The following is a 19,460-nucleotide window of genomic DNA, read 5'->3' as shown; positions in this document are numbered from 1 at the left end:
GGCCTGCAGGCGTGCGCCGCAGGACGCGGCACCGGCGGCGGTGGAATCGTGCGGGACACTCATGCGCGGTCTCCGTTCCGTCCTCGATGACTCATCCGGCGAGCAACGCCTGCAGGTCTTCGTCGGACAGTCCTTCCAGTTCGCCGAGCATGTCGGCGAGGCCTTCCGCGCCGAGGCTGTCGAGGCGCTGGCGCAGCAGCAGTTCGGCGAAACGGGCCACCGTCGGCGCCTCGAACACCATGCGCAGGGTGATGTCCGGGCCCAGCGCGGCCTGCATGCGCGTCACCAGCTGGGTGGCGAGCAGCGAATGGCCGCCGAGGTCGAAGAAATCGTCGTGGATGCCGATCTGCGGCCGGCCGAGGATCTCGGCCCACAGCGCGACCAGCGTTTCCTCCTCGGGATTGCGCGGCGCGGCGTATTCGCCGGCACCGAAGGCGTCGGCTTCCGGCGCGGGCAGCGCGCGGCGGTCGATCTTGCCGTTCGGCGTGAGCGGCAGGCGTTCCAGGCTGACGAATGCCGACGGCAGCATGTAGTCCGGCAGGCGTTCGCGCAGGCGGTTGCGCACCGCGGCCACGTCGATCGCATCCGCGGCGGGCACCACGTACGCGACCAGGCGCTTGTCGCCCGGGCGATCCTCGCGGCAGATCACCACCGCCTGCGCGATCTCCTCGCCCTGCAGCAGCACCGCTTCGATCTCGCCCAGTTCGATGCGGAAGCCGCGCAGCTTGACCTGGTGGTCGATGCGGCCCAGCGCTTCGAGGCGGCCGTCGCGACGCCAGCGCGCGAGGTCGCCGGTGCGGTACAGGCGACCGCCCGGACGCGGCCCGAACGGATCGTCGATGAATTTCTCGGCGGTGAGTTCGGGCCGATCGAGGTAGTCGAGCGCGACACCGAGGCCGCCGATCAGCAGTTCGCCCGGCAGGCCCGCCGGCACCGGCTGCAGCGTCCTGTCGACGACGTAGACCTCGGTGTTGGCGATGGGATGCCCGATCGCGACCGGGCCTTCGCCCGCGGTCACGCGCTCCAGCGTCGACCAGACGGTGGTTTCGGTCGGGCCGTAGACGTTCCACAGTTCGGCACCGCAGCCGAGCAGACGATCCGCGAGTTCGCGCGGCAGCGCTTCGCCGCCGCAGAGCATGCGCAGGCCCGGACGGCCGCGCCAGCCCGATTCGAGCAGCATGCGCCAGGTCGCCGGTGTCGCCTGCAGCGTGGTCGCGCCCGCGCCGTCCAGCAGCGCGGCCAGCGCGGGACCATCGGCGGCGGTGGCGCGATCGGCCAGCACCACGCGTGCACCCACGGTCAGCGGCAGCATCAGTTCCAGCAGCGCGATGTCGAACGACAGCGTGGTGATCGCGCACAGGCGATCGTCGGCGCCAAGGCCGGGTTCACGCGCCATCGACGCGAGGAAGTTCACTGCCGCGCGGTGCGGGATGCGCACGCCCTTGGGACGGCCGGTCGAACCGGAGGTGAAGATGACGTAGGCCGCGTCGTCCGCGCCGGCGGCGCCGTCGACGACGACGCCATCGACAGCCGCGCCGTCGTCGCGCGCGTCGAGCACGTCTTCGAGCACCAGCGCGACGTGCGCGCCGGCCGGCAACTGCGCGGCGATGCTGCGTTCGGTCAGCACCACCGGCGCCGCGGCGTCTTCCAGCATGTAGCCGATGCGTTCGGCCGGGAAACCCGGGTCCAGCGGCACGTAGGCCGCACCGGACTTCAGCACGCCCAGCAGCGCGGCCAGCATCTTCGGCGTGCGCTCCAGGTACAGGCCGACCATGCGCCCGGGGCCGCAGCCCTGCACGCGCAGGCGCGCGGCGACACGCGCGGCCTGCGCATCGAGATCGGCGTAGGTCAGTGCGATGTCGCCCTGCACCACCGCAATGGCCTGCGGCGTGCGCACGGCCTGCGCCTCGAACAGCGCATGCAGCGTCTTCGCCTCCGGCAGCGGCGCCGCGGTGGCGTTCCAGTCGACGAGCAGCCGGCGGCGTTCGGCCGGCGGCAGGATGTCGAGCGCACGCACGCGCGTGTCGGGCGCGGCCAACACCGAACGCAGCAGTTGTTCGAGATGGTCGGCGAAGGCCTCGACGTAGGCGCGATCGAACAGGTCGGTCGCGTACTCGATCAGCATGATCAGGCCGGCTTCGTCGTCCTCCGCGGCGAAGATCGACAGGTCGGCGCGCGCGGTGCCCGAATGCGCGTCGGCCATGTCCACCGGCACCAGCTTCAACCCGGGCAGATCGATGTCCGTGGCCGGGAAGTTCTGGTAGAACAGCATCGTCTGGAACAGCGGCGCATGGCTCAGGTCGCGCTCGATGTTCAGCGTCTCGATCAGGCGCTCGATCGGCAGGTCCTGGTTGCTGTAGCTGTCCAGCGTCGCCGTCTTCACCTGCGCCAGCAGTTCGCGGAAGGTCGGATCAGCCGACAGGTCCGAGCGCAGCGGCAGCGTGTTGATGAAGAAGCCGACCAGCGGCTCGAGTTCGCGCCGGGTGCGGTTGGCGTTGCCCACGCCGACCACGATGTCGTTCTGCCCCGAATAGCGCGCCAGCAGCGTCTGGTACGCGGCGAGGAAGGTCATGAACGGGGTGACGCCTTCCTGGCGGCTGAAGCGCTTCACCGCGTCGTACAGATCGGGCGGCAGCGCGCGGTTGAGCATCGCACCGCGATAGCTCTGCGCCGGCGGGCGCGGACGATCGCCCGGCAGTTCCAGCACCGTCGGGCGCTGCTCGAACCGCGACTTCCAGTAGTCGAGCTGGCGCGCCATCTCGCTGCTGCCCAGCTCGTCGCGCTGCCACAGCGTGTAGTCGACGTACTGGATCGGCAGTTCCGGCAGCGGCGACGCCTCGCCGGCGAGGAACGCGCGATACAGCCGCGTGAGTTCGCCGAAGACGACGCCCAGCGACCAGCCGTCGACCGCGATGTGGTGCGCGCTGAGCGCCATCAGGTGATCGTGTTCGCCGATCTTCACCAGCGTCGCGCGCAGCACCGGGCCGGCGACGAGATCGAACGAGGCGCGGGCATCGGCCTGCGCGAGGGCGATCGCGGCCGCGGTGCGGGCCGCTTCGTCGCCGCGATCGGAGACGTCCAGCCGCGCCATCGGCACCGGCGCGGGCGGCAGGATGCGCTGGAACGGCCCCTCGGCATCCCGCGGGAACACCGTGCGCAGGCTTTCGTGGCGTTCGGCGATGGTGTCGAGGCAGCGCTGCAGGACGTCGAGGTCGAGCGCGCCGTAGAAGCGCATCAGCGAGGTGACGTTGTAGACGCTGTTGCCCGGATCGAACTGGTCCAGGATCCACAGCCGCTCCTGCGCCGAGGACAGCGGCAGACGCGCCGGCCGCGGACGTCGTCCGATCTCGGACTTCGGCACGGCGGTTTCCGCCGCGCGCTTCGCCAGCTGCTGCATCAGTTGCGCACGTTTCTCCGGCGAGAGATTCGCCAGACGCCGCTCGAGTTCGCTCATTTACGCCGCTCCGGTCACGCCCGCGTCCGAAAGGCGATCCAGCAATTCGGCTTCGCTCAGATTGTCGATATCTCCCAGCAGGGCCGCCATCGCCGCGCGATCGGCCGCCTCGCACTCGCTCGCCACCCGTGCCGCCAGTTGCTCCAGCGTCGGCGACTCGAACAGTGCGCGCAGCGGCAGTTCGATGCCGTAGTCGTACTCGATGCGCGCCAGCATCTGCGTCGCCAGCAGCGAATGGCCGCCGAGATCGAAGAAGTCGGCGCGCACGTCGACGCGCGGCACGTGCAGCAGTTCGGTCCACAGCGCGGCCAGCGCGATTTCGTCGTCCGTGCGCGGCGCGATGAAATCGTCGTCGTTGCCCGACGCCGCTTCCGGCGCCGGCAGCGCGCGGCGATCGACCTTGCCGTTCGGCGTCAGCGGGAACGCGTCCAGCGCGACGAACGCCGACGGGATCATGTACTCCGGCAGCGCGCGCTTGAGTTCCGCGCGCAGGTCCGCCGGATCGGGCCGCTCGCCGGTGCAGGTGTAGTACGCGACCAGACGCGGATCGCCGGGGCGATCCTCGCGGCAATGCACGACCACCTGGTCCAGCGCCGGCAGGTCGGCCAGCACCGATTCGATCTCGCCCAGTTCGATGCGGAAGCCGCGCAGCTTGATCTGGTGGTCGATGCGGCCGACCACCTGCACGGTACCGTCGGCACGCCAGAACGCGAGGTCGCCGGTGCGATACAGGCGCGCGTCCGCCTCGGCGGAGAACGGATCGGAGATGAACTTCTCGGCGGTGAGATCCGGGCGGCCGCGATAGCCCGCGGCCAGGCCGTCGCCGCCGATCAGCAGTTCGCCCGGCACGCCGACCGGCAGCGGCTGCATGTGGCGGTCGACGATGTGGAGGCGGGTGTTGTCGACCGGCCGGCCGACGATGATCGGCCCCGTGCCCGGCTCGACCCGGCACAGCGCGGAATAGACCGTGGTCTCGGTGGGACCGTAGAGATTCCACAGCTCGCGGCCCATCGGCAGCAGGCGATCGGCCAGCTCGCGCGGCAGCGCCTCGCCGGTGGAGATGATCCGCATCGACGGTTTGCCCGGCCAGCCCACGTCCAGCAGCATGCGCCAGGTAGCCGGCGTGGCCTGCATCAGCGTGAGCGGCTCGGCTTCGATCAGGCGACGCAGGCGCAGGCCGTCGCGCACGGTGTCGCGATCGACCAGCAGGATGCAGGCGCCCACCGTCAGCGGGATCACCAGTTCGGTCAGCGCGATGTCGAACGACAGGGTGCTGATCGCGCAGATCGTGTCGCCCGCGGCGATGCCGGGTTCGCGCGCGATCGAGCGGATCAGGTTCACCGCCGCACGCTGCCGGATCTCGACGCCCTTCGGCTTGCCGGTGGAACCGGAGGTGAAGATCACGTAGGCCGGATCGTGCGGGCCCACGCCGTTGCCACGCATCGCCTCGCCGTCGGCGAGCGGTGCGTCGGCATCGACGACGACCACCGACGGCACCGGTGCCGGCAACTGGTCGCGCAGCGACGCCTGGGTGACGATGATCGTCGACTGCGAGGTCTCGACCATGTAGCCGAGGCGATCGCGCGGGAAACCCGGATCCAGCGGCACGTAGGCGGCGCCCGCCTTCACGATGCCGACCAGGCCGATCAGCATTTCCAGCGTGCGCTCGACGTACAGGCCGACGAGCACGCCCGGGCCCGCACCGGCGTCGCGCACCGCGCGCGCCACGGCGTCGGCGCGGCGATCGAGTTCGGCATAGGTCATCGCGCGCGTGCCGAAGCGGACGGCGACGACATCGGGCGTGGCCGCGGCCTGCGCGGCGAACAGCGCGGCGATGGTCGGATCGGCGGGCAGGTCGCGGTCGGTGGCGTTCCAGCGATCGATCGCGGCGTGTTCGTCGACGGTGAGCAGCGGCAGCAGCGTGATCGGCGTCTGCGGCGCATCGGCCGCGGCGGCGAGCAGCGTGAGCAGATGGCCGCCCATGCGCCGGATCGTCGCTTCGTCGTAGAGGTCGGCGCTGTATTCGAAGATCAGCTCGCCTTCGCGGTGCTGGTTCACGAACAGCTGCAGGTCGGTCTGCGCGGTGTCCGGCGCGATGTCCTGCAGCTTCGCGTCCTCGATACGCAGGCCCGACAGCGATTCGCCGCGCGCCGGATAGCTCTGGAAGAAATAGGTCGCCTGCGCGAACGGCGTGTAGCCGACCGAGCGCGGCAGCCGCTGCGCTTCGAGGATGCGCTCGAACGGCGCATCCGCATGCTCCATCGCGCGCAGCACGCCGGCGTGGGTGCGTTCGAGGTAGTCGGCGAAGGTCGGCGTGCCGGACAGGTCCGCACGCAGCGGCAGCAGGTTGATGAAGAAGCCGACCACCGATTCCAGTTCGAGCCGCGAACGACCGGCGATGCCCATCGCCATCACCAGGTCTTCCTGGCCGCTGTAGCGCGAGAGCACGATCTGGTAGGCGGCCAGCACGACGCTGGAAACGGTTGCGCGGCATTCGCGCGCAAGCGTTTGCAGGCGTGCATAGACACCGGGCGGGATGTCCGCCGACCACGCGCCGCCACGATAGCTGCGCGTCGCCGGGCGCTGCCGGTCGGTGGGCAGGTCGAGCGTCGCCGGCGCACCGTCGAGTTGCGTCTTCCAGAAGTCGAGCTGCGTGCGCATGCGCTCGCCGGCGAGCTGTTCCTGCTGCCACAGCGCGACGTCGGCGATCTGCAGTTCGGGCGCGGGCGCATCGAGCGCGCGACCCTCCTGCAAACGATTGTAGGCATCGAAGAACTCGCGCATCAGCGTGCTCACCGACCAGCCGTCGATCGCGATGTGGTGGAAGGTGATCAGCAGCAGGTGCAGGTCGGGCTCGACCGCCACCAGCACGACGCGCAGCACCGGGCCGTTCTCGAGATCGAACGGCCGGGCCGCATCCTCGCGCGCGATGCGCGTGGCGTCGGCGCGTCGTGCGGCGGGGTCCGCCCCCTCGGCACGTACCTCGCGCCACGGCAGATCGAGCTGCGGCAGGATGCGCTGGAACGGCTCGCCTCCGACCGCGGGATACACGGTGCGCAAGCCTTCGTGGCGATCGACCAGCGATTGCAGCGAATGCCGCAAATCCCCGGGATTTGCCGTGCCGTGGAGCCACATGCCCCATGCGGAATTGTAGGCGACCTGGCCGGGATCGAGACGATCCTGCAGCCACAGGCGACGCTGTCCGAACGTCAGCGGGATACGCTCCGGTCGCGGACGTGGACGGATGCGCGCGCGAGACGTGCGCTCGCGCATCGAGGCCTGCCGCAATTGCTCTCGCTGTTCGTCTGAGAGCCGGGCCAGGCGTTGTTCGAGTTCATTCATTCTGCTGGACTTCCGTGCGATGTACGCGGGACAGAACGCCGCGCCTCGGGGCGATGTGCGTAGACGCCCCCCAGGCATCCTTGCGCTCGCTGAATCAGCTTCCCAAGCTATCACACTCCGCTTATTCTGCAAGTCGAGTGTCGGCGTCGACGCGACGCGGCAATGGGTCGCATCTTCAACGGCGAACGTCGCACATCACGAGAATCGTTCCGTGCAAAAAAGCATGTCCGCTTTTTTCCTCTTTTTACGATATGGACCTGAAGCGTGTCGCCGCTCCAGGCCGTCCCGGCGGTTGAGACGGGGTTCGTGCGTACTCTCGATTGAATGGATGTCCCTGGAATGACGCACGGCCCGACCCCATCCCGCCCACCCGCTTCCGGAGCACCGGACTCGCTGGTCGCGATGTCGTCCCGGCTGGGCAACGATGCAGGCCTCGTGCAGGGCGGTGGTGGAAATACCTCGCTGAAATCAGACGACACGTTCTGGGTGAAGGCATCGGGCACGTGGCTCGCGCATGCGCACGACCGCGACATCTTCGTGCGCCTGCCGCTGGGCGAAGTGCGCCGCGCGATGATCCGCGAGGACGCCGAAACGGCACTGACAGCGTTGACATCGCCCGGTGCGCTGCGCCCCTCGATCGAAACGTCGCTGCATGCCCTGCTGCCGCATGCGGTGGTCGCGCACGTGCACTCGGTGAACGCGATCGCGTGGGCCGTGCGCGAAGACGCGCAGGCCGCGCTCGCCGATGTGCTCGACGGCCTCGCGTGGGCGTGGGTGCCGTATCGCCGCCCCGGCCTGCCGCTCACCGTCGCGATCCGCGAGGCACTCGCATCGGCCGCGACGCCGCCGGACATCCTGCTGCTCGGCAACCACGGCCTCGTCGTCGGCGGCACCGACTGCGACGACGCCGAAGCGCGGCTGCACGCGGTCGAACGCCGGCTCGCGCTGCCGTCGCGCACGCCGGCCGCACGCGACGACGCGGCGTTGCGCGCGGCGAACGACCTCGACTGGGTCGTCGCCGACGATCCACAATTGCACGCGATCGCCACCGATCCCGTCGCCTGCGCGATCGCGACGCGCGGCGCGCTGTATCCCGATCACGTCGTGTTCCTCGGGGAATGCGCGGAAACCGTGGATGCCGCGCGCCCGCTCTCGCGCATGCGCGCCGACGTCGCCGCCGCCGGTCGCGAACCGCCATCGTGGGCACTGGTGCCGGGCGCCGGCCTGCTGCATGCGCCGACGCTGAGCGACGGCGCGCGCGCGATGCTCGGTTGCCTCGCCGACGTCGGCCTGCGCTGCGCGTCGGCGGACGGCCTACGCTATCTCGACGTCGCCGACGTCGCCGCATTGATGGGCTGGGAAGCGGAAGCGTACCGCCGGGCCCGAGACTCCCGTTCCGCCGCGGACTGAATCCGCACGTCGTCAGGAAGATCCGCATGCAGATCGTCGTCCCCATGTCCGGTTTCGGTGAGCGCTTCCGCCGCGCCGGTTACCGCGTGCCGAAACCGCTGATCGAAGTCGACGGCAAACCGATCATCGCGCACGTGGTCGACATGTTCCCGGGCGAGACCGACTTCCTGTTCGTCTGCAACCAGGATCATCTGGACACACAGGAATTCGCGATGGCGGAACAGATCCGCCGCTGGTGCCCGACCGGCCGCATCGTCGGCATCGCGCCGCACAAGCTCGGCCCGGTGAACGCGTTACTGCAGGCGATCGATCACGTCGACCCGGCGAAGCCGACGATCGCCAACTACTGCGACTTCACCTGCGTGTGGGACTACGCGCGCTTCCGTCGCATGGTCGCCGAAGGCGGCTGGGATGGCGCGATCCCCTGCTACACCGGCTTCCATCCGCACATGCTGGGCTCGACCAACTACGCCTACGTCCGCACCGAGGGCGAGCGCGTGCTGGCGATCCAGGAAAAGCAGCCATACACCGACACGCCGATGCGCGAATACGCATCCAGCGGCACCTACTATTTCGCCAGCGGCGCGCTGATGCGCGACGCGTTCGAGCGCTGCCTCGCGCGGCCCGACCTCAAGCTCGGCGAGGAGTACTACGTCAGCCTCGCCTATCGCCCGCTGCTGGAGGACGGACGCCGCGTCGCGGTGTTCGCACTCGACCACTTCATGCAGTGGGGCACGCCCGAGGACCTCGCCGACTACCGCGCATGGTCTGCGGCGTTCCGCGCGCTCTGCGATCCGGCGCGCGCGCGTCGCGCGGTGCCACAGCGCGGCACGACGATGGTGCCGATGGCGGGCCTCGGCTCGCGCTTCGCGCAGGAAGGCCATGCGCTGCCGAAGCCGCTGATCCCCGTCTCCGGCGAGCCGATGGCGGTGCAGGCCACGCTCGACCTGCCCGCGGCGGAGAAGCACGTGTTCGTCCTGCGGAAAGACCTGCACGGCCTCGATGCGATCGAAGCGACGCTGCGCGAACGCTTCCCCGGCTGCGCGACGGTCGAACTGGCCGAAACCACCGACGGTCAGGCGCGCACCTGCCTGCTCGGCCTCGCCGATCCCGACGCGGCCGTCGACCTCGACGCGCCGCTGACCATCGGCGCCTGCGACAACGGCGCGGTGTTCGACGCCGACGCGCTGCGCGCCGCGCTCGACGACGACGGCACCGATGTGCTGGTCTGGGTCGCGCGCGGCTATCCCGGCGCGCGCCGGCGACCGACGCACTACGGCTGGGTCGACGAGGTCGAGGGCGCGGTGCGCGGCGTGTCGGTGAAGACGCCGCTGGCGGACCCGTCGCGCGATCCGATCATCGTCGGCACCTTCACCTTCCGCCGCGCGCGCGATTTCGTCGCCGCCGCGGATGCGATGATCGCCCGCGACGGCCGCATCAACGGCGAGTTCTACGTCGACACGTGCTTGAACGATGCGGTGGCGATGGGCCTGCGCTGCCGCATCTTCGAGATCGAGCATTACCTGTGCTGGGGCACGCCGGACGACCTGCGCGCGTTCGAGTACTGGCAGCGCGGTTTCGACCGCTGGCCCTCGCATCCGTACCGCATCGCCGACGACAGTCGCGTGCATCGCGATGCACATGCGACGGCGCTCGCCCCTGCGGCGATCGAGGCCTGAGCGATGGCCCGTCGCATCACCGGCGAGCTGGCGCGCTTCCTGATCGTGGGCATCACCGCGGTCTGCATCGACTATGCGAGCTATCGGCTGGGCATGGCATTAGGCTGGCCGATCGGCAACGCCAAGGCGGCGGGCTACATCGCCGGCGCGGTGTTCGGCTACTTCGCCAACCGCTTCTTCACCTTCCGCGTGGCGACCGCGTGGCACTGGTCGGAAACCGCGCGCTTCGTCGGCGTCTACCTGACCTCGCTGCTGGCGAACGTCGGCGTGAACGCGGTGGCGCTGGCGCTGCTCGGGCGTTCCGAACCCGCGATCGCCCTCGCCTTCGTCGCCGCCACCGGCACCTCCACCGCACTCAATTTCATCGGCATGAAATTCCTCGTGTTCCGCCCGCGCCTGCCCGCCGGGAGCGCCACGCCATGAGCGCCGCGCCCGACGCCATCGGCACCACGGCCACGCCGCACCTGTCGCTGGTCATCCCCTGCTACAACGAAGCGAAGAACCTGCCGCTGCTGGTCGCGCGCCTGCGCGAGACCTTCGTCCGCGACGACGTCGAGGCAATCTTGGTCGACAACGGCTCGACCGACGATTCGCCCGAGGTGCTGCGCACGCTGCTGCGCGACACGCCGCGCATCCGCAGCGTGCGCGTGGCGCAGAACCAGGGCTACGGCTTCGGCATCCTCTCCGGCCTGCGCGCCGCGCGCGGCGAGGTCATCGGCTGGACCCACGCCGACATGCAGACCGATCCCGCGGACGCACTGCGCGGCCTCGCGCTGTTCGAACAGTCGACGACGCCGCAGCGGCTGTTCGTGAAGGGCCGCCGCAGTGGACGCCCGTTCGCCGACGTCGTCTTCACCACCGGCATGTCGGTGTTCGAGACGCTGCTGATGCGGCGGCGCATGGTCGACATCAACGCGCAGCCGACGCTGTTCCCGCGCGCGTTCTTCGATGGCTGGCGCGATCCGCCGCACGATTTCTCGCTCGATCTCTACGCCTACTACCAGGCGCTGCACCGCGGCCTCGCCGTGCAGCGCTTCCCGGTGGTGTTCGGCGAGCGCGCCCACGGCAGCTCGCACTGGAACGTCAACTGGCGCGCGAAAGCGCGCTTCATCCGCCGCACCGTCGACTACAGCCTCCGTCTGCGCAGGGAGCTTTCGCGCTCGCCATGATCCTCGTCCGCCATCGCCGCAACACCCTCGACGAACTGCGCGCGACCGATCCGTCGCTGGGCATCGAAGTCGACATCCGCAGCCACGGGTCGCGCCTGATCATCCACCACGACGCCTTCGTCGACGGCGAGGATTTCGAGCGCTGGCTGGACGGCTACCGCCACCGGCTGTTGATCCTCAACGTCAAGGAGGAAGGCCTCGAGGACCGCCTGATCGCGCTGATGCGCGAACGCGGCATCGAGGACTGGTTCTTCCTCGACCAGTCGTTCCCGTTCCTGGTGAAGACCGCGCGCCGCGGCGAATCGCGCTGCGCGGTGCGGGTGTCGGAATTCGAAGCGATCGACACCGCGATGACGCTCGCCGGCAAGGTGCGCTGGATCTGGGTCGACTGCTTCACCCGCTTCCCGCTCGACGGCGCGCAGGCCGCGGCGTTGCAGGCGGCCGGCTTCTCGCTGTGCCTGGTCTCGCCGGAACTGCAGGGCCGCGATGCCGCGACCGAAATCCCCGCGCTGCGTGAGCTGCTCGCGCGCGAAGGCATCGTGCCCGAAGCGGTCTGCACCAAGGAGCCGGCGCTGTGGTCCTGACCCTGCGGCCGATGCTGCGCGACCCGCTGTTCCGGGCGGGCCTGGTGCTGCGTCTGGCGCTGGTGGTGCTGCTGGTGCCGCAGATCCAGCTCGACTGGTTCGTGCCGTTCGTGGAGTACGCGATCGCGCATCCGTCGCTCGATCCGTGGTCGCACTTCCTCGCCGCGGGCGGTTCGCCGGTGGCGTATCCCTACGGCCCGGTGATGCTGATCGCACACCTGCCCGGCGCCGTGCCGGGCTGGCTGCTGGACCAGGCGACCGGCCGGCACGTCTTCACCGGCATCGGCTTCCGCGCGGGGCTGCTGATGGCCGACCTCGCCGCGCTGGCGCTGCTGCACGCGCTGTTCCCGAAGCATCCGCGCCGGCTGCTGTGGCTGTACTGGTGGTCGCCGCTGGTGCTGTTCGCGACCTACTGGACCGGCCAGACCGACATCGTGCCGGTGGCGCTGCTGCTGCTGAGCCTGGTGCTGCTGCGCGAGCATCGCGCGCGCGCCGCGGGCATCGCGCTGGGGCTGTCGCTGGCGGCGAAGTTCAGCATGCTGCTGGCGGTGCCGTTCGTGGCGATCTACCTGTGGCGCAACAAGCGCCTGCGCGCGCTGCAGACGCCGTTCGCGACCGGCCTGCTGCTCGGCTTCCTGCCGCAGCTGCTGTGCCTCGCCTCGCCGGGCGTGCGCACGATGGTGCTGGGCACGCACGAGGCCGCGCGCGTGTTCGATCTGTCGCTGCCGATCGGCGACACGCTGCATCTCTACCTCACGCCGATGCTGTACCTGCTCGCGGCCTACGGCGTGTGGCGCCTGCGCCGGATCAGTTTCGAACTGCTGGTCGCGGTGACCGGGCTGTCGTTCTTCCTCGTGGTGCTGTCCACGCCGGCGCCGCCGGGCTGGTACCTGTGGCTGGTGCCGTTCCTCGTCGCGCACCAGCTGCAGGCCGACCGCGGCGCGATGCTGCTCACCGGCGCGTTCTCCGCATTGGTCATCACCCTGCACCTGCTGGTGTCGCCGGGCGCGGGCGTGCCGGCGTTCGACTGGCAGCCGCGCGGCGCCATCGCCGGCATCGCGACGCTGCTCACGCCGCACACGCTGTCGCTGTGGATGACGATGGTCGTGTGCACCGGGCTGGTGCTGATCGCGCAGATGCTGCGCGAGCGCGTGGCCCGCAACGACTACTTCCGCATCGCGCAGAAGCCGGTGACGATCGGCATCGCCGGCGACTCGGGCGCGGGCAAGGACACGCTCAGCCGGTCGCTCACCGACATCTTCGGCGAGCACACCGTGGTGCATCTGTCCGGCGACGACTACCACGTCTGGGATCGCTATGCGCCGATGTGGAAGGGCCTGACCCACCTCAACCCGCGCGCCAACGACCTGCAGCGCTTCCACGACGACGCGCTGGCGCTGATCGACGGCAAGACCGTCGACAACCGCCACTACGACCACAAGGCCGGGCGCTTCCTCGCACCGGTGAAGCTGCGCCGCAACGACGTGATCATCGTCTCCGGCCTGCATGCGTTGCGCATGCAGCGGCTCAGCCGCCGCTACGACGTGTCGGTGTACCTCGACATCGACGAGGACCTGCGCCGCGCGTGGAAGGTGCACCGCGACGTGCGGGAGCGCGGCCACCCGATCGAGAACGTGCTGCGTTCGATCGACCGCCGCCTGCCCGACGCGCAGCGCTACGTGCAGCCACAGCGCGCCGGCGCCGACCTGGTGCTGAAGCTGCGCCCGGTGAACGTGCGGCAGCTGGAGAACGCCGCCTCGCCGCACGACGTGCCGCTGAAGCTCACGGCGACGATCCGCAGCGGCACGTACCATGAACGGCTGGCGCGGATGCTGATCGGCATCTGCGGCCTGCACCTGGACATGGAACTGGCCGACGACTCCGACGAGGTCGAGATCACCGTCGAGGGCGACGTCTGGGCCGAGGACATCGCCCTCGCCGCCGGCACGCTCGCGCCGAACCTGCAGGAAATGCTCGACATCCACCCACGCTGGGAAGATGGCATGTCCGGGATCATGCAGCTGATGGTGCTGCTGCAGATCGAAGAATCGCTCAAGAACAGGACTCGCTGAGATGGTGGTCAAGCACCCGACGAAAACGCTGCGCGCGCCGCGCGCCATCATCTTCGACACCGACAACACCCTCTACGCCTACGACGGCCCGCACGCGATGGCGACCGCCGCCACCGAGGCCAAGGCGGTGCGCCTGCTCGGCGCCGACCAGGGCGACGTGCGCGAGGCCTTCGCCCGCGCGCGCGACGACGTGAAGCGCCAGCTCGGCCACACCGCCAGTTCGCACAGCCGCCTGCTGTACTTCCAGCGCGGCATCGAGATGCTCGGGCGCAAGACGCAGCTGCTGATCACGCTGGACCTGGAACAGACCTACTGGCGCACGTTCCTGTCGCACTGCGAGCTGTTCCCGGGCGTGCGCGACCTGCTGATGAACCTGCGCAACCACGACATCGCGACCGCGATCATCACGGACCTCACTTCGCAGATCCAGTTCCGCAAGATCGTGTACTTCGGCCTGGACGACTGCTTCGACTACGTGGTGACGTCCGAGGAAGCCGGCGCCGACAAGCCCGATCCCGCGTCGTTCCGGCTCGCGATCGACAAGCTGGGCGTCGAACCCGCGGACATCTGGATGGTCGGCGACAGCCTGCGCTGCGACATCGAAGGCGCGCGCGCGTTCGGCATGACCACGCTGCTGCGGGTGGACCATGCCGGCCACGGCACCCCCGAGGCGGACGTCGTGTTCGACGACTTCCGCGACCTCGAACGTTTCGTCTTCTCCGGCCAGATCGAAGGCCTGCAGGCCGCCTGAGCCTGCCGCGATGCCACAGGAGTCCGCCATGACCGCTGCCCCTTCCCTCGAACGCTGGACCATCGCCGGCCTCGGCGCGCTGCTGATCGCGATGCTGGTCGCGGCCGGCGTCTCGGCGTTCCGCCTGCCCGTCGCGGCGGCCGTCGCCATCGGCCTCGTCGCCGGCGCGCTGCCGCTGCGCGCGATCGCGCGGCGCCTGCCCGCGGCATGGGACGGCCTCGGCAAACGCCGCCCCGTGCTGTCCGCGCTGTGGCTGCTGCTCGCGCTGCTGACGCTGGCGCGCACCTCCGGCGTCGCGGTCTTCATGATCGATCCCGCGCAGGCGACGGTATCGGCGTTCGGCTTCGACCCGTTCTACATCGGCCACAGCTGCTATTCCGGCTACTGGCAGGCAGCGCAGCTGGCGCAGCAGGGCGCGCCCAACCTCTACGATCCCGCGCTCTACGACGGCCAGAGCCACGGCATCTTCCGTTTCGACGAATTCCTGTACCTGCCGCAGTTCCTGCTGCTGCCGATGCTGGGCGTGGCCGCGGGCGGCGACTTCGACCAGTTGCGCGCGGTGTGGTTCGCGATCGAAGGCATCGCCCTGCTCGCCTGCATGGCCTGGCTGTGCGGCTGGGTCAGCAGACGTGCCGACGATCGCGCCGGGCGACGCGCGGCGCTGCTGATCCCGGCCGTGTGGCTGGCGACGCCCGTGCTGCTGACGCTGCAACTGGGCAACTTCCACCTGCTGGCGGTGGCGATGTCCGCGGTCGCGATGGCGCTGTTCTGGCGCGAACGGCCGGTGCTGGGCGGCGCGCTGCTGGGCTTCGCGGTGTTCAAGCTGTTCCCGGGCATCCTCGGCATCTACCTGATCGCCACGCGCCGCTGGAAGGCCGTGGGCTGGACGCTGGCGTTCTCGCTCGTCTACACGATCGTGACGTACCTGTGGATCGGCGAGGCGCCGTTCCGCGCGCTGCTGGCCTACCACCTGCCGCGGCTCGGCAACGGCGAAGCCTGGGCGTTCCTCGAAATGAAGGAACTGGGCTTCGTCGCCGCGATCAACGATTCGGTGCCGGGCGTCGTCTACAAACTCAACGCATTGGGCGTGCCGGGCATGACCCGCGCGCTGGTGCAGCAGCTGTCGTGGGTGTGGACGCTCGCGGTGGTGGCGCTGACCGTGCTCGCCGCGCGCCGTGCACCGCGCATGCCGCGGGTGGAACTGGCGGCGACATGGATCGCGCTGCTCGGCCTCGCCGCGGCGCGCAGCCCCTTCCTGCCCGACCACACCGGCCTGTTCGCGCCGCTGTGGGCGTGGAGCTTCGTCGCCGCCGCCGCGGCGATGACCGGCAGCCGCGCGGTGCTATTCGCGCTGCTGTGGCTGGTGCTGGCCGCAGTGCTGCCGTTCACCGGCACGCCGCTCGACGACGGCGCCGATCGCTACGTCGTGTCCGCGATCAGCCAGATCGCCTCGCTGGGCGTCTGCCTGTGGATCGTGCTACGCCGCCCGGTCGGCGCGGCGTCGCAGGCGGGTGGCGACACGGGTTCGCCGCTGTCGCCGGCGGCGGCCTGATCGGCCGTCTGCGACACGCCCCGCTCAGCAATCCATGCGATAGCCGACGCCGTAGATCGACTTGATCCAGTCCTCGCTGCCGCCGGCGTCGGCGATCTTGCGGCGCAGGTTCTTCACGTGGCTGTCGACCGCGCGGTCGGTGACGATGCGGTGATCGTTGTAGAGGCCGTCGAGCAGCTGGTCGCGCGAAAACACCCGCCCCTGCGCACCGTGCAACCGGCGCAGCAGGCGGAACTCCACCGGCGTGAGGTCGAGCGGCTGTCCGCGCAGGGTCGCGCGGCAGGCCTCCTCGTCGATCGCGATGGGCCCGGCGGAGGGCGCGGGCACGTGGCGATGCCGACGCAGGACCGCACCGATCCGCGCGATCACCTCGCGCGGGCTGAAGGGCTTGCAGATGTAGTCGTCGGCGCCGATCTCCAGGCCCAGCAGGCGATCGACTTCCTCCACCCGCGCGGTCACCATCACGATCGGTGTCTGGCTGTCGCGTCGCAGCGCACGGCAGATCTCGATGCCGTCGAGCCCGGGCAGCATCAGGTCGAGCAGCACGAGGTCCGGCTGCTCGCGACGGAAGGCGTCGATCGCCTCCGCACCATCGGCGATCCAGCGATGCGTGTAGCCCGCCGCCGTGAGGTAATCGCCGAGCACGGACGCCAGCCGCGGCTCGTCCTCGACGATCAGCACGTGATCCTGCCGGCGCGTGCTCATGCCGCGCCCACCGGCAGCTCGACGACGATGCGCAATCCGCCGAGCGGTGACGGCGACGCCGCGATGCGTCCGCCGTGGGCTTCGACGATGTTGCGGCAGATCGCCAGCCCCAGCCCGCTTCCGCCGCTGGCGCGGTTGCGCGACGCCTCGACGCGATAGAAACGATCGAACAGGTGCGCGAGCTTGTCCGCCGGCACGCCCGGCGCGCTGTCCTCGAAGACGAGCGTCGCCAGCGCATCGTCCGATGCGGCATGCACGACCACCTCGCCGCCGGCATCGGTGTAGCGCAAGGCGTTCTCCAGCAGGTTGCAGAACAGCTGCTGCAGTCGCGATTCATCGCCGACGAGCGACATCGTCCCCTCGGGCAGCTGCGTGCGCAGCCGCAGGCCCGCGGACCGGAATCGCCCTTCCATGCTGGCCAGTGCGGAGCGCAGGACGAGGCCGAGATCCACCGGTTCATGCCGATACGCCATTGCGCCGACGTCGGTCAGCGAAAGATCGTGGAGATCGTCGATCAGCTTGTCGAGACGGCCGATCTCCTGGTGGATGACGTCCAGCGATTGCGGCGTGACCGGACGGATGCCGTCCTGGATCGCTTCGATCTCCGCGCGCAGCACCGCCAGCGGCGTGCGGAGTTCGTGCGAGATGTCGGCCATGAAGCCGCGGCGCGAACGCTCGTTGTGCTCGAGCGCCTGCGCCATGCGATTGAAATCCTGCGCCAGCCGGCCGAGTTCGTCCTGGCGGCCGGCCTCGATGCGCGCGGAGAAATCGCCGGACGACAGCGCGCGGGTGCCCGCGGTGAGGCTGCGGACGCGGCTGAGGATGCCGCGCGTGAAGAAGAACGTGAGCAGGCCGACGACGACGAGCGAGACCACGACGATCAGCAGCAGTGCATGCCGTTGTTGCTGCATGAAATGATCGCGTCCCGGCTCCACCGCCTTGCCGAAAGGCACCATCGCCACCCAGCCGACGGTGCGGCCCTCGACGATGATGGCGCGCAGGCGCGAACCGCGATCGACATTGACGTTGCCGATGACGCGGCGATGGTCGGCGTCCAGCAATCCCATCCTCGCGATCGCACCGGTCTGGTCCGCGGTGGACAGGCGCGGCGCGACGTCCTCGCCCTCGCGATGCGGCAGCACGAGCTGGAACCACGCGCCCGGATCGGCGCGCACGAAATCCCAGTTGCCGTGGACACGGTAGGCGGCCCGCATCCTGGGCAGCACTTCTTCCATGCGCTGGTTGTTCTGCTCGTCGAGATAGTCGAAGAAACCGCGCTCGAAGCTGCGGCGGATGACGAGCGCCTGAACGGACAGCACGATGGCGCAGGCCACGAAGACCGCCACGAACAACTTGGCCGAGATGCCTATTTTCATGGGCGATTGCGAACCACCGGGCGAGTGCGACGGCGCCATTAGCGCACCACTTCCGCGGCGAAATCAAGCGTGAAACCGGTTTTCTCCGGCAATCCACATATTTCCTCCACAATCCGGAAACAGCATGGCCCCGCTCGAATCGCCGGGAATCCCCATGTCTGCTCCGTCCTCGCCCCGCCCCTTCCGCCTCGTGTCGACGGCACTGCTGTTCGTCGCCGCGACGACGCTGGCCGCCTGTTCCAGGCCAGCACCCATGCCGATGCCGCAAACCGAAGTCGGCGTCGTCACGCTGAGGCAGGAACGCCTGTCGGTCGACAGCGAACTGCCCGGCAGGACGCGTGCGTACCAGACCTCCGACGTGCGCCCGCAGGTGGGCGGCATCCTGCGCCGGCGACTGTTCGAGGAAGGTGCCGACGTGAAGGCCGGACAGGTGCTCTACGAGATCGATCCGGCGACGTATCGTGCCGCGTACGACAACGCGCAGGGCACGCTCGCGCAGGCCGAGGCGGCGGTGATTTCCGCGCGGCCGAAAGCGCAGCGGTATCGCAACCTCGTCGCCGAGGATGCCGCGAGCAAGCAGGATGCCGACGATGCGACTGCGAACCTGCGGCAATCCGAAGCCGCCGTGGTCGGCGCGAAGGCCGCATTGCAGAGCGCACGCATCAACCTCGATTACACCCGCATCCGTGCGCCGATCTCGGGCCGCATCGGCACGTCGGCCTACACGCCGGGCGCGCTGGTGACGGCCGGCCAGGCCGCGGCCCTCGCCACCATCCATCAGCTCGACCCGATGTACGTCGACGTCGCGCAATCCAGCACGCAGTTGCTGGCACTGCGCCGCCAACTCGCGAGCGGCGCATTGAAAGCCGTCGACGGCAAGGCGCAGGTGAACCTCGTGCTGGAGGACGGCACGGTCTATCCGCATGCCGGCACGCTCGAAGTCGTCGACGCCGCCGTCGATGAATCCACGGGCACGGTGAAGCTGCGCGCGGTGGTGCCCAATCCCGATGGCCTGCTGTTGCCGGGCATGTACGTGAAGGCCGTGCTGGCGATGGCCGTCGACGAACGCGCGCTGCTGGTGCCGCAGCAGGCGGTCACACGCGACAGCAAGGGCGACGCGACCGTGCTGCTGGTCGGTGCCGGCGGCAAGGTGGAACAGCGCACCATCCGCGTCGGCGACGCGGTGAAGGATCGCTGGACGGTGGTGTCCGGGTTGAAGGCCGGCGATCGCGTGATCGTCCAGGGCACGCAGAAGGCCCGCGCGGGCGCCACGGTGAAGGCGGTCGAAGTCGATCCGTCCAGACCCGCGATCTCCGTGCCACCGGCCGGCGCCGCGCCGGGCGCGGTCGCGAAGCCGCGCTGAGGA

13 protein-coding genes are annotated in these 19,460 nt (G+C 69.7%); 9 read left to right on the top strand and 4 right to left on the bottom strand.

What is annotated here, in order from left to right; genetic code table 11:
- Positions 1-91: 91 nt before the first annotated feature.
- Both ACT53Q_RS16695 and ACT53Q_RS16690 read right to left on the bottom strand, forming a co-directional pair.
- Positions 92-3,454, bottom strand: a complete 3,363-nt coding sequence (locus ACT53Q_RS16695; RefSeq protein ID WP_476187778.1) for a non-ribosomal peptide synthetase — start codon at positions 3,452-3,454, stop codon at positions 92-94.
- On the bottom strand, positions 3,455-6,796 hold the full coding sequence (locus ACT53Q_RS16690; RefSeq protein ID WP_476187777.1) for a non-ribosomal peptide synthetase: 3,342 nt from the start codon (positions 6,794-6,796) through the stop codon (positions 3,455-3,457). It lies immediately after the preceding gene.
- 402 nt (positions 6,797-7,198) lie between these two features.
- Between ACT53Q_RS16690 and ACT53Q_RS16685 the strand changes: the two genes are divergently transcribed.
- From ACT53Q_RS16685 to ACT53Q_RS16650, 8 genes are read left to right on the top strand one after another with little or no spacing between them, the layout of a single operon-like run.
- The gene (locus tag ACT53Q_RS16685) at positions 7,199-8,206 is read left to right on the top strand and encodes a class II aldolase/adducin family protein (RefSeq protein WP_476187776.1); all 1,008 of its coding nucleotides are present in this window, start codon (positions 7,199-7,201) and stop codon (positions 8,204-8,206) included.
- Positions 8,207-8,232: 26 nt separating this feature from the next.
- Positions 8,233-9,885 carry an NTP transferase domain-containing protein gene (locus tag ACT53Q_RS16680; protein ID WP_476187775.1) on the top strand — a complete coding sequence of 551 codons (1,653 nt, stop codon included), beginning with the start codon at positions 8,233-8,235 and terminating at the stop codon, positions 9,883-9,885.
- 3 nt (positions 9,886-9,888) lie between these two features.
- Complete coding sequence (locus ACT53Q_RS16675) at positions 9,889-10,308, top strand: GtrA family protein (RefSeq protein ID WP_476187774.1); 420 nt, start codon at positions 9,889-9,891, stop codon at positions 10,306-10,308.
- Positions 10,305-11,054, top strand: a complete 750-nt coding sequence (locus ACT53Q_RS16670) for a glycosyltransferase family 2 protein (RefSeq protein ID WP_476187773.1) — start codon at positions 10,305-10,307, stop codon at positions 11,052-11,054. The genes ACT53Q_RS16675 and ACT53Q_RS16670 overlap by 4 nt, the downstream gene beginning before the upstream one ends.
- Positions 11,051-11,638 carry a PI-PLC domain-containing protein gene (locus tag ACT53Q_RS16665; protein WP_476187772.1) on the top strand — a complete coding sequence of 196 codons (588 nt, stop codon included), beginning with the start codon at positions 11,051-11,053 and terminating at the stop codon, positions 11,636-11,638. The genes ACT53Q_RS16670 and ACT53Q_RS16665 overlap by 4 nt, the downstream gene beginning before the upstream one ends.
- Positions 11,629-13,710, top strand: coding sequence for a hypothetical protein (locus ACT53Q_RS16660; protein ID WP_476187771.1), 2,082 nt, complete (start codon positions 11,629-11,631; stop codon positions 13,708-13,710). The genes ACT53Q_RS16665 and ACT53Q_RS16660 overlap by 10 nt, the downstream gene beginning before the upstream one ends.
- A 1-nt stretch (position 13,711) precedes the next feature.
- The gene (locus tag ACT53Q_RS16655; RefSeq protein ID WP_476187770.1) at positions 13,712-14,461 is read left to right on the top strand and encodes an HAD family hydrolase; all 750 of its coding nucleotides are present in this window, start codon (positions 13,712-13,714) and stop codon (positions 14,459-14,461) included.
- Between the two features lie 28 nt (positions 14,462-14,489).
- Positions 14,490-16,013 carry a glycosyltransferase family 87 protein gene (locus ACT53Q_RS16650; protein WP_476187769.1) on the top strand — a complete coding sequence of 508 codons (1,524 nt, stop codon included), beginning with the start codon at positions 14,490-14,492 and terminating at the stop codon, positions 16,011-16,013.
- Positions 16,014-16,037: 24 nt separating this feature from the next.
- On the opposite strand, the gene ACT53Q_RS16645 is transcribed toward ACT53Q_RS16650, so the two are convergent.
- Both ACT53Q_RS16645 and baeS read right to left on the bottom strand, forming a co-directional pair.
- The gene (locus ACT53Q_RS16645) at positions 16,038-16,718 is read right to left on the bottom strand and encodes a response regulator (protein WP_476187768.1); all 681 of its coding nucleotides are present in this window, start codon (positions 16,716-16,718) and stop codon (positions 16,038-16,040) included.
- On the bottom strand, positions 16,715-18,094 hold the full coding sequence (baeS, locus tag ACT53Q_RS16640) for a sensor histidine kinase efflux regulator BaeS (RefSeq protein WP_476187767.1): 1,380 nt from the start codon (positions 18,092-18,094) through the stop codon (positions 16,715-16,717). Before baeS ends, ACT53Q_RS16645 begins: the two co-directional genes overlap by 4 nt.
- A 154-nt stretch (positions 18,095-18,248) precedes the next feature.
- Here baeS and ACT53Q_RS16635 point away from each other — a divergent pair, with 154 nt between their 5' ends.
- Positions 18,249-19,457: an efflux RND transporter periplasmic adaptor subunit gene (locus tag ACT53Q_RS16635; protein WP_476187766.1), complete on the top strand. Its 1,209-nt coding sequence runs from the start codon at positions 18,249-18,251 to the stop codon at positions 19,455-19,457.
- Positions 19,458-19,460: the final 3 nt, after the last annotated feature.

The organism is Lysobacter sp. DMC97 (assembly GCF_056313745.1).
This window is presented reverse-complemented; position numbering and strand designations above follow the sequence as displayed.

Excerpts from the sequence above, each read along its gene's own strand:
- ACT53Q_RS16695 (WP_476187778.1), bottom strand. The coding sequence starts at position 3,454 with ATGAGCGAACTCGAGCGGCGTCTGGCGAATCTCTCGCCGGAGAAACGT.
- ACT53Q_RS16690 (WP_476187777.1), bottom strand. The coding sequence starts at position 6,796 with ATGAATGAACTCGAACAACGCCTGGCCCGGCTCTCAGACGAACAGCGA.
- ACT53Q_RS16685 (WP_476187776.1), top strand. The coding sequence starts at position 7,199 with ATGTCGTCCCGGCTGGGCAACGATGCAGGCCTCGTGCAGGGCGGTGGT.
- ACT53Q_RS16680 (WP_476187775.1), top strand. The coding sequence starts at position 8,233 with ATGCAGATCGTCGTCCCCATGTCCGGTTTCGGTGAGCGCTTCCGCCGC.
- ACT53Q_RS16675 (WP_476187774.1), top strand. The coding sequence starts at position 9,889 with ATGGCCCGTCGCATCACCGGCGAGCTGGCGCGCTTCCTGATCGTGGGC.
- ACT53Q_RS16670 (WP_476187773.1), top strand. The coding sequence starts at position 10,305 with ATGAGCGCCGCGCCCGACGCCATCGGCACCACGGCCACGCCGCACCTG.
- ACT53Q_RS16665 (WP_476187772.1), top strand. The coding sequence starts at position 11,051 with ATGATCCTCGTCCGCCATCGCCGCAACACCCTCGACGAACTGCGCGCG.
- ACT53Q_RS16655 (WP_476187770.1), top strand. The coding sequence starts at position 13,712 with ATGGTGGTCAAGCACCCGACGAAAACGCTGCGCGCGCCGCGCGCCATC.
- ACT53Q_RS16650 (WP_476187769.1), top strand. The coding sequence starts at position 14,490 with ATGACCGCTGCCCCTTCCCTCGAACGCTGGACCATCGCCGGCCTCGGC.
- ACT53Q_RS16645 (WP_476187768.1), bottom strand. The coding sequence starts at position 16,718 with ATGAGCACGCGCCGGCAGGATCACGTGCTGATCGTCGAGGACGAGCCG.
- baeS (WP_476187767.1), bottom strand. The coding sequence starts at position 18,094 with ATGAAAATAGGCATCTCGGCCAAGTTGTTCGTGGCGGTCTTCGTGGCC.
- ACT53Q_RS16635 (WP_476187766.1), top strand. The coding sequence starts at position 18,249 with ATGTCTGCTCCGTCCTCGCCCCGCCCCTTCCGCCTCGTGTCGACGGCA.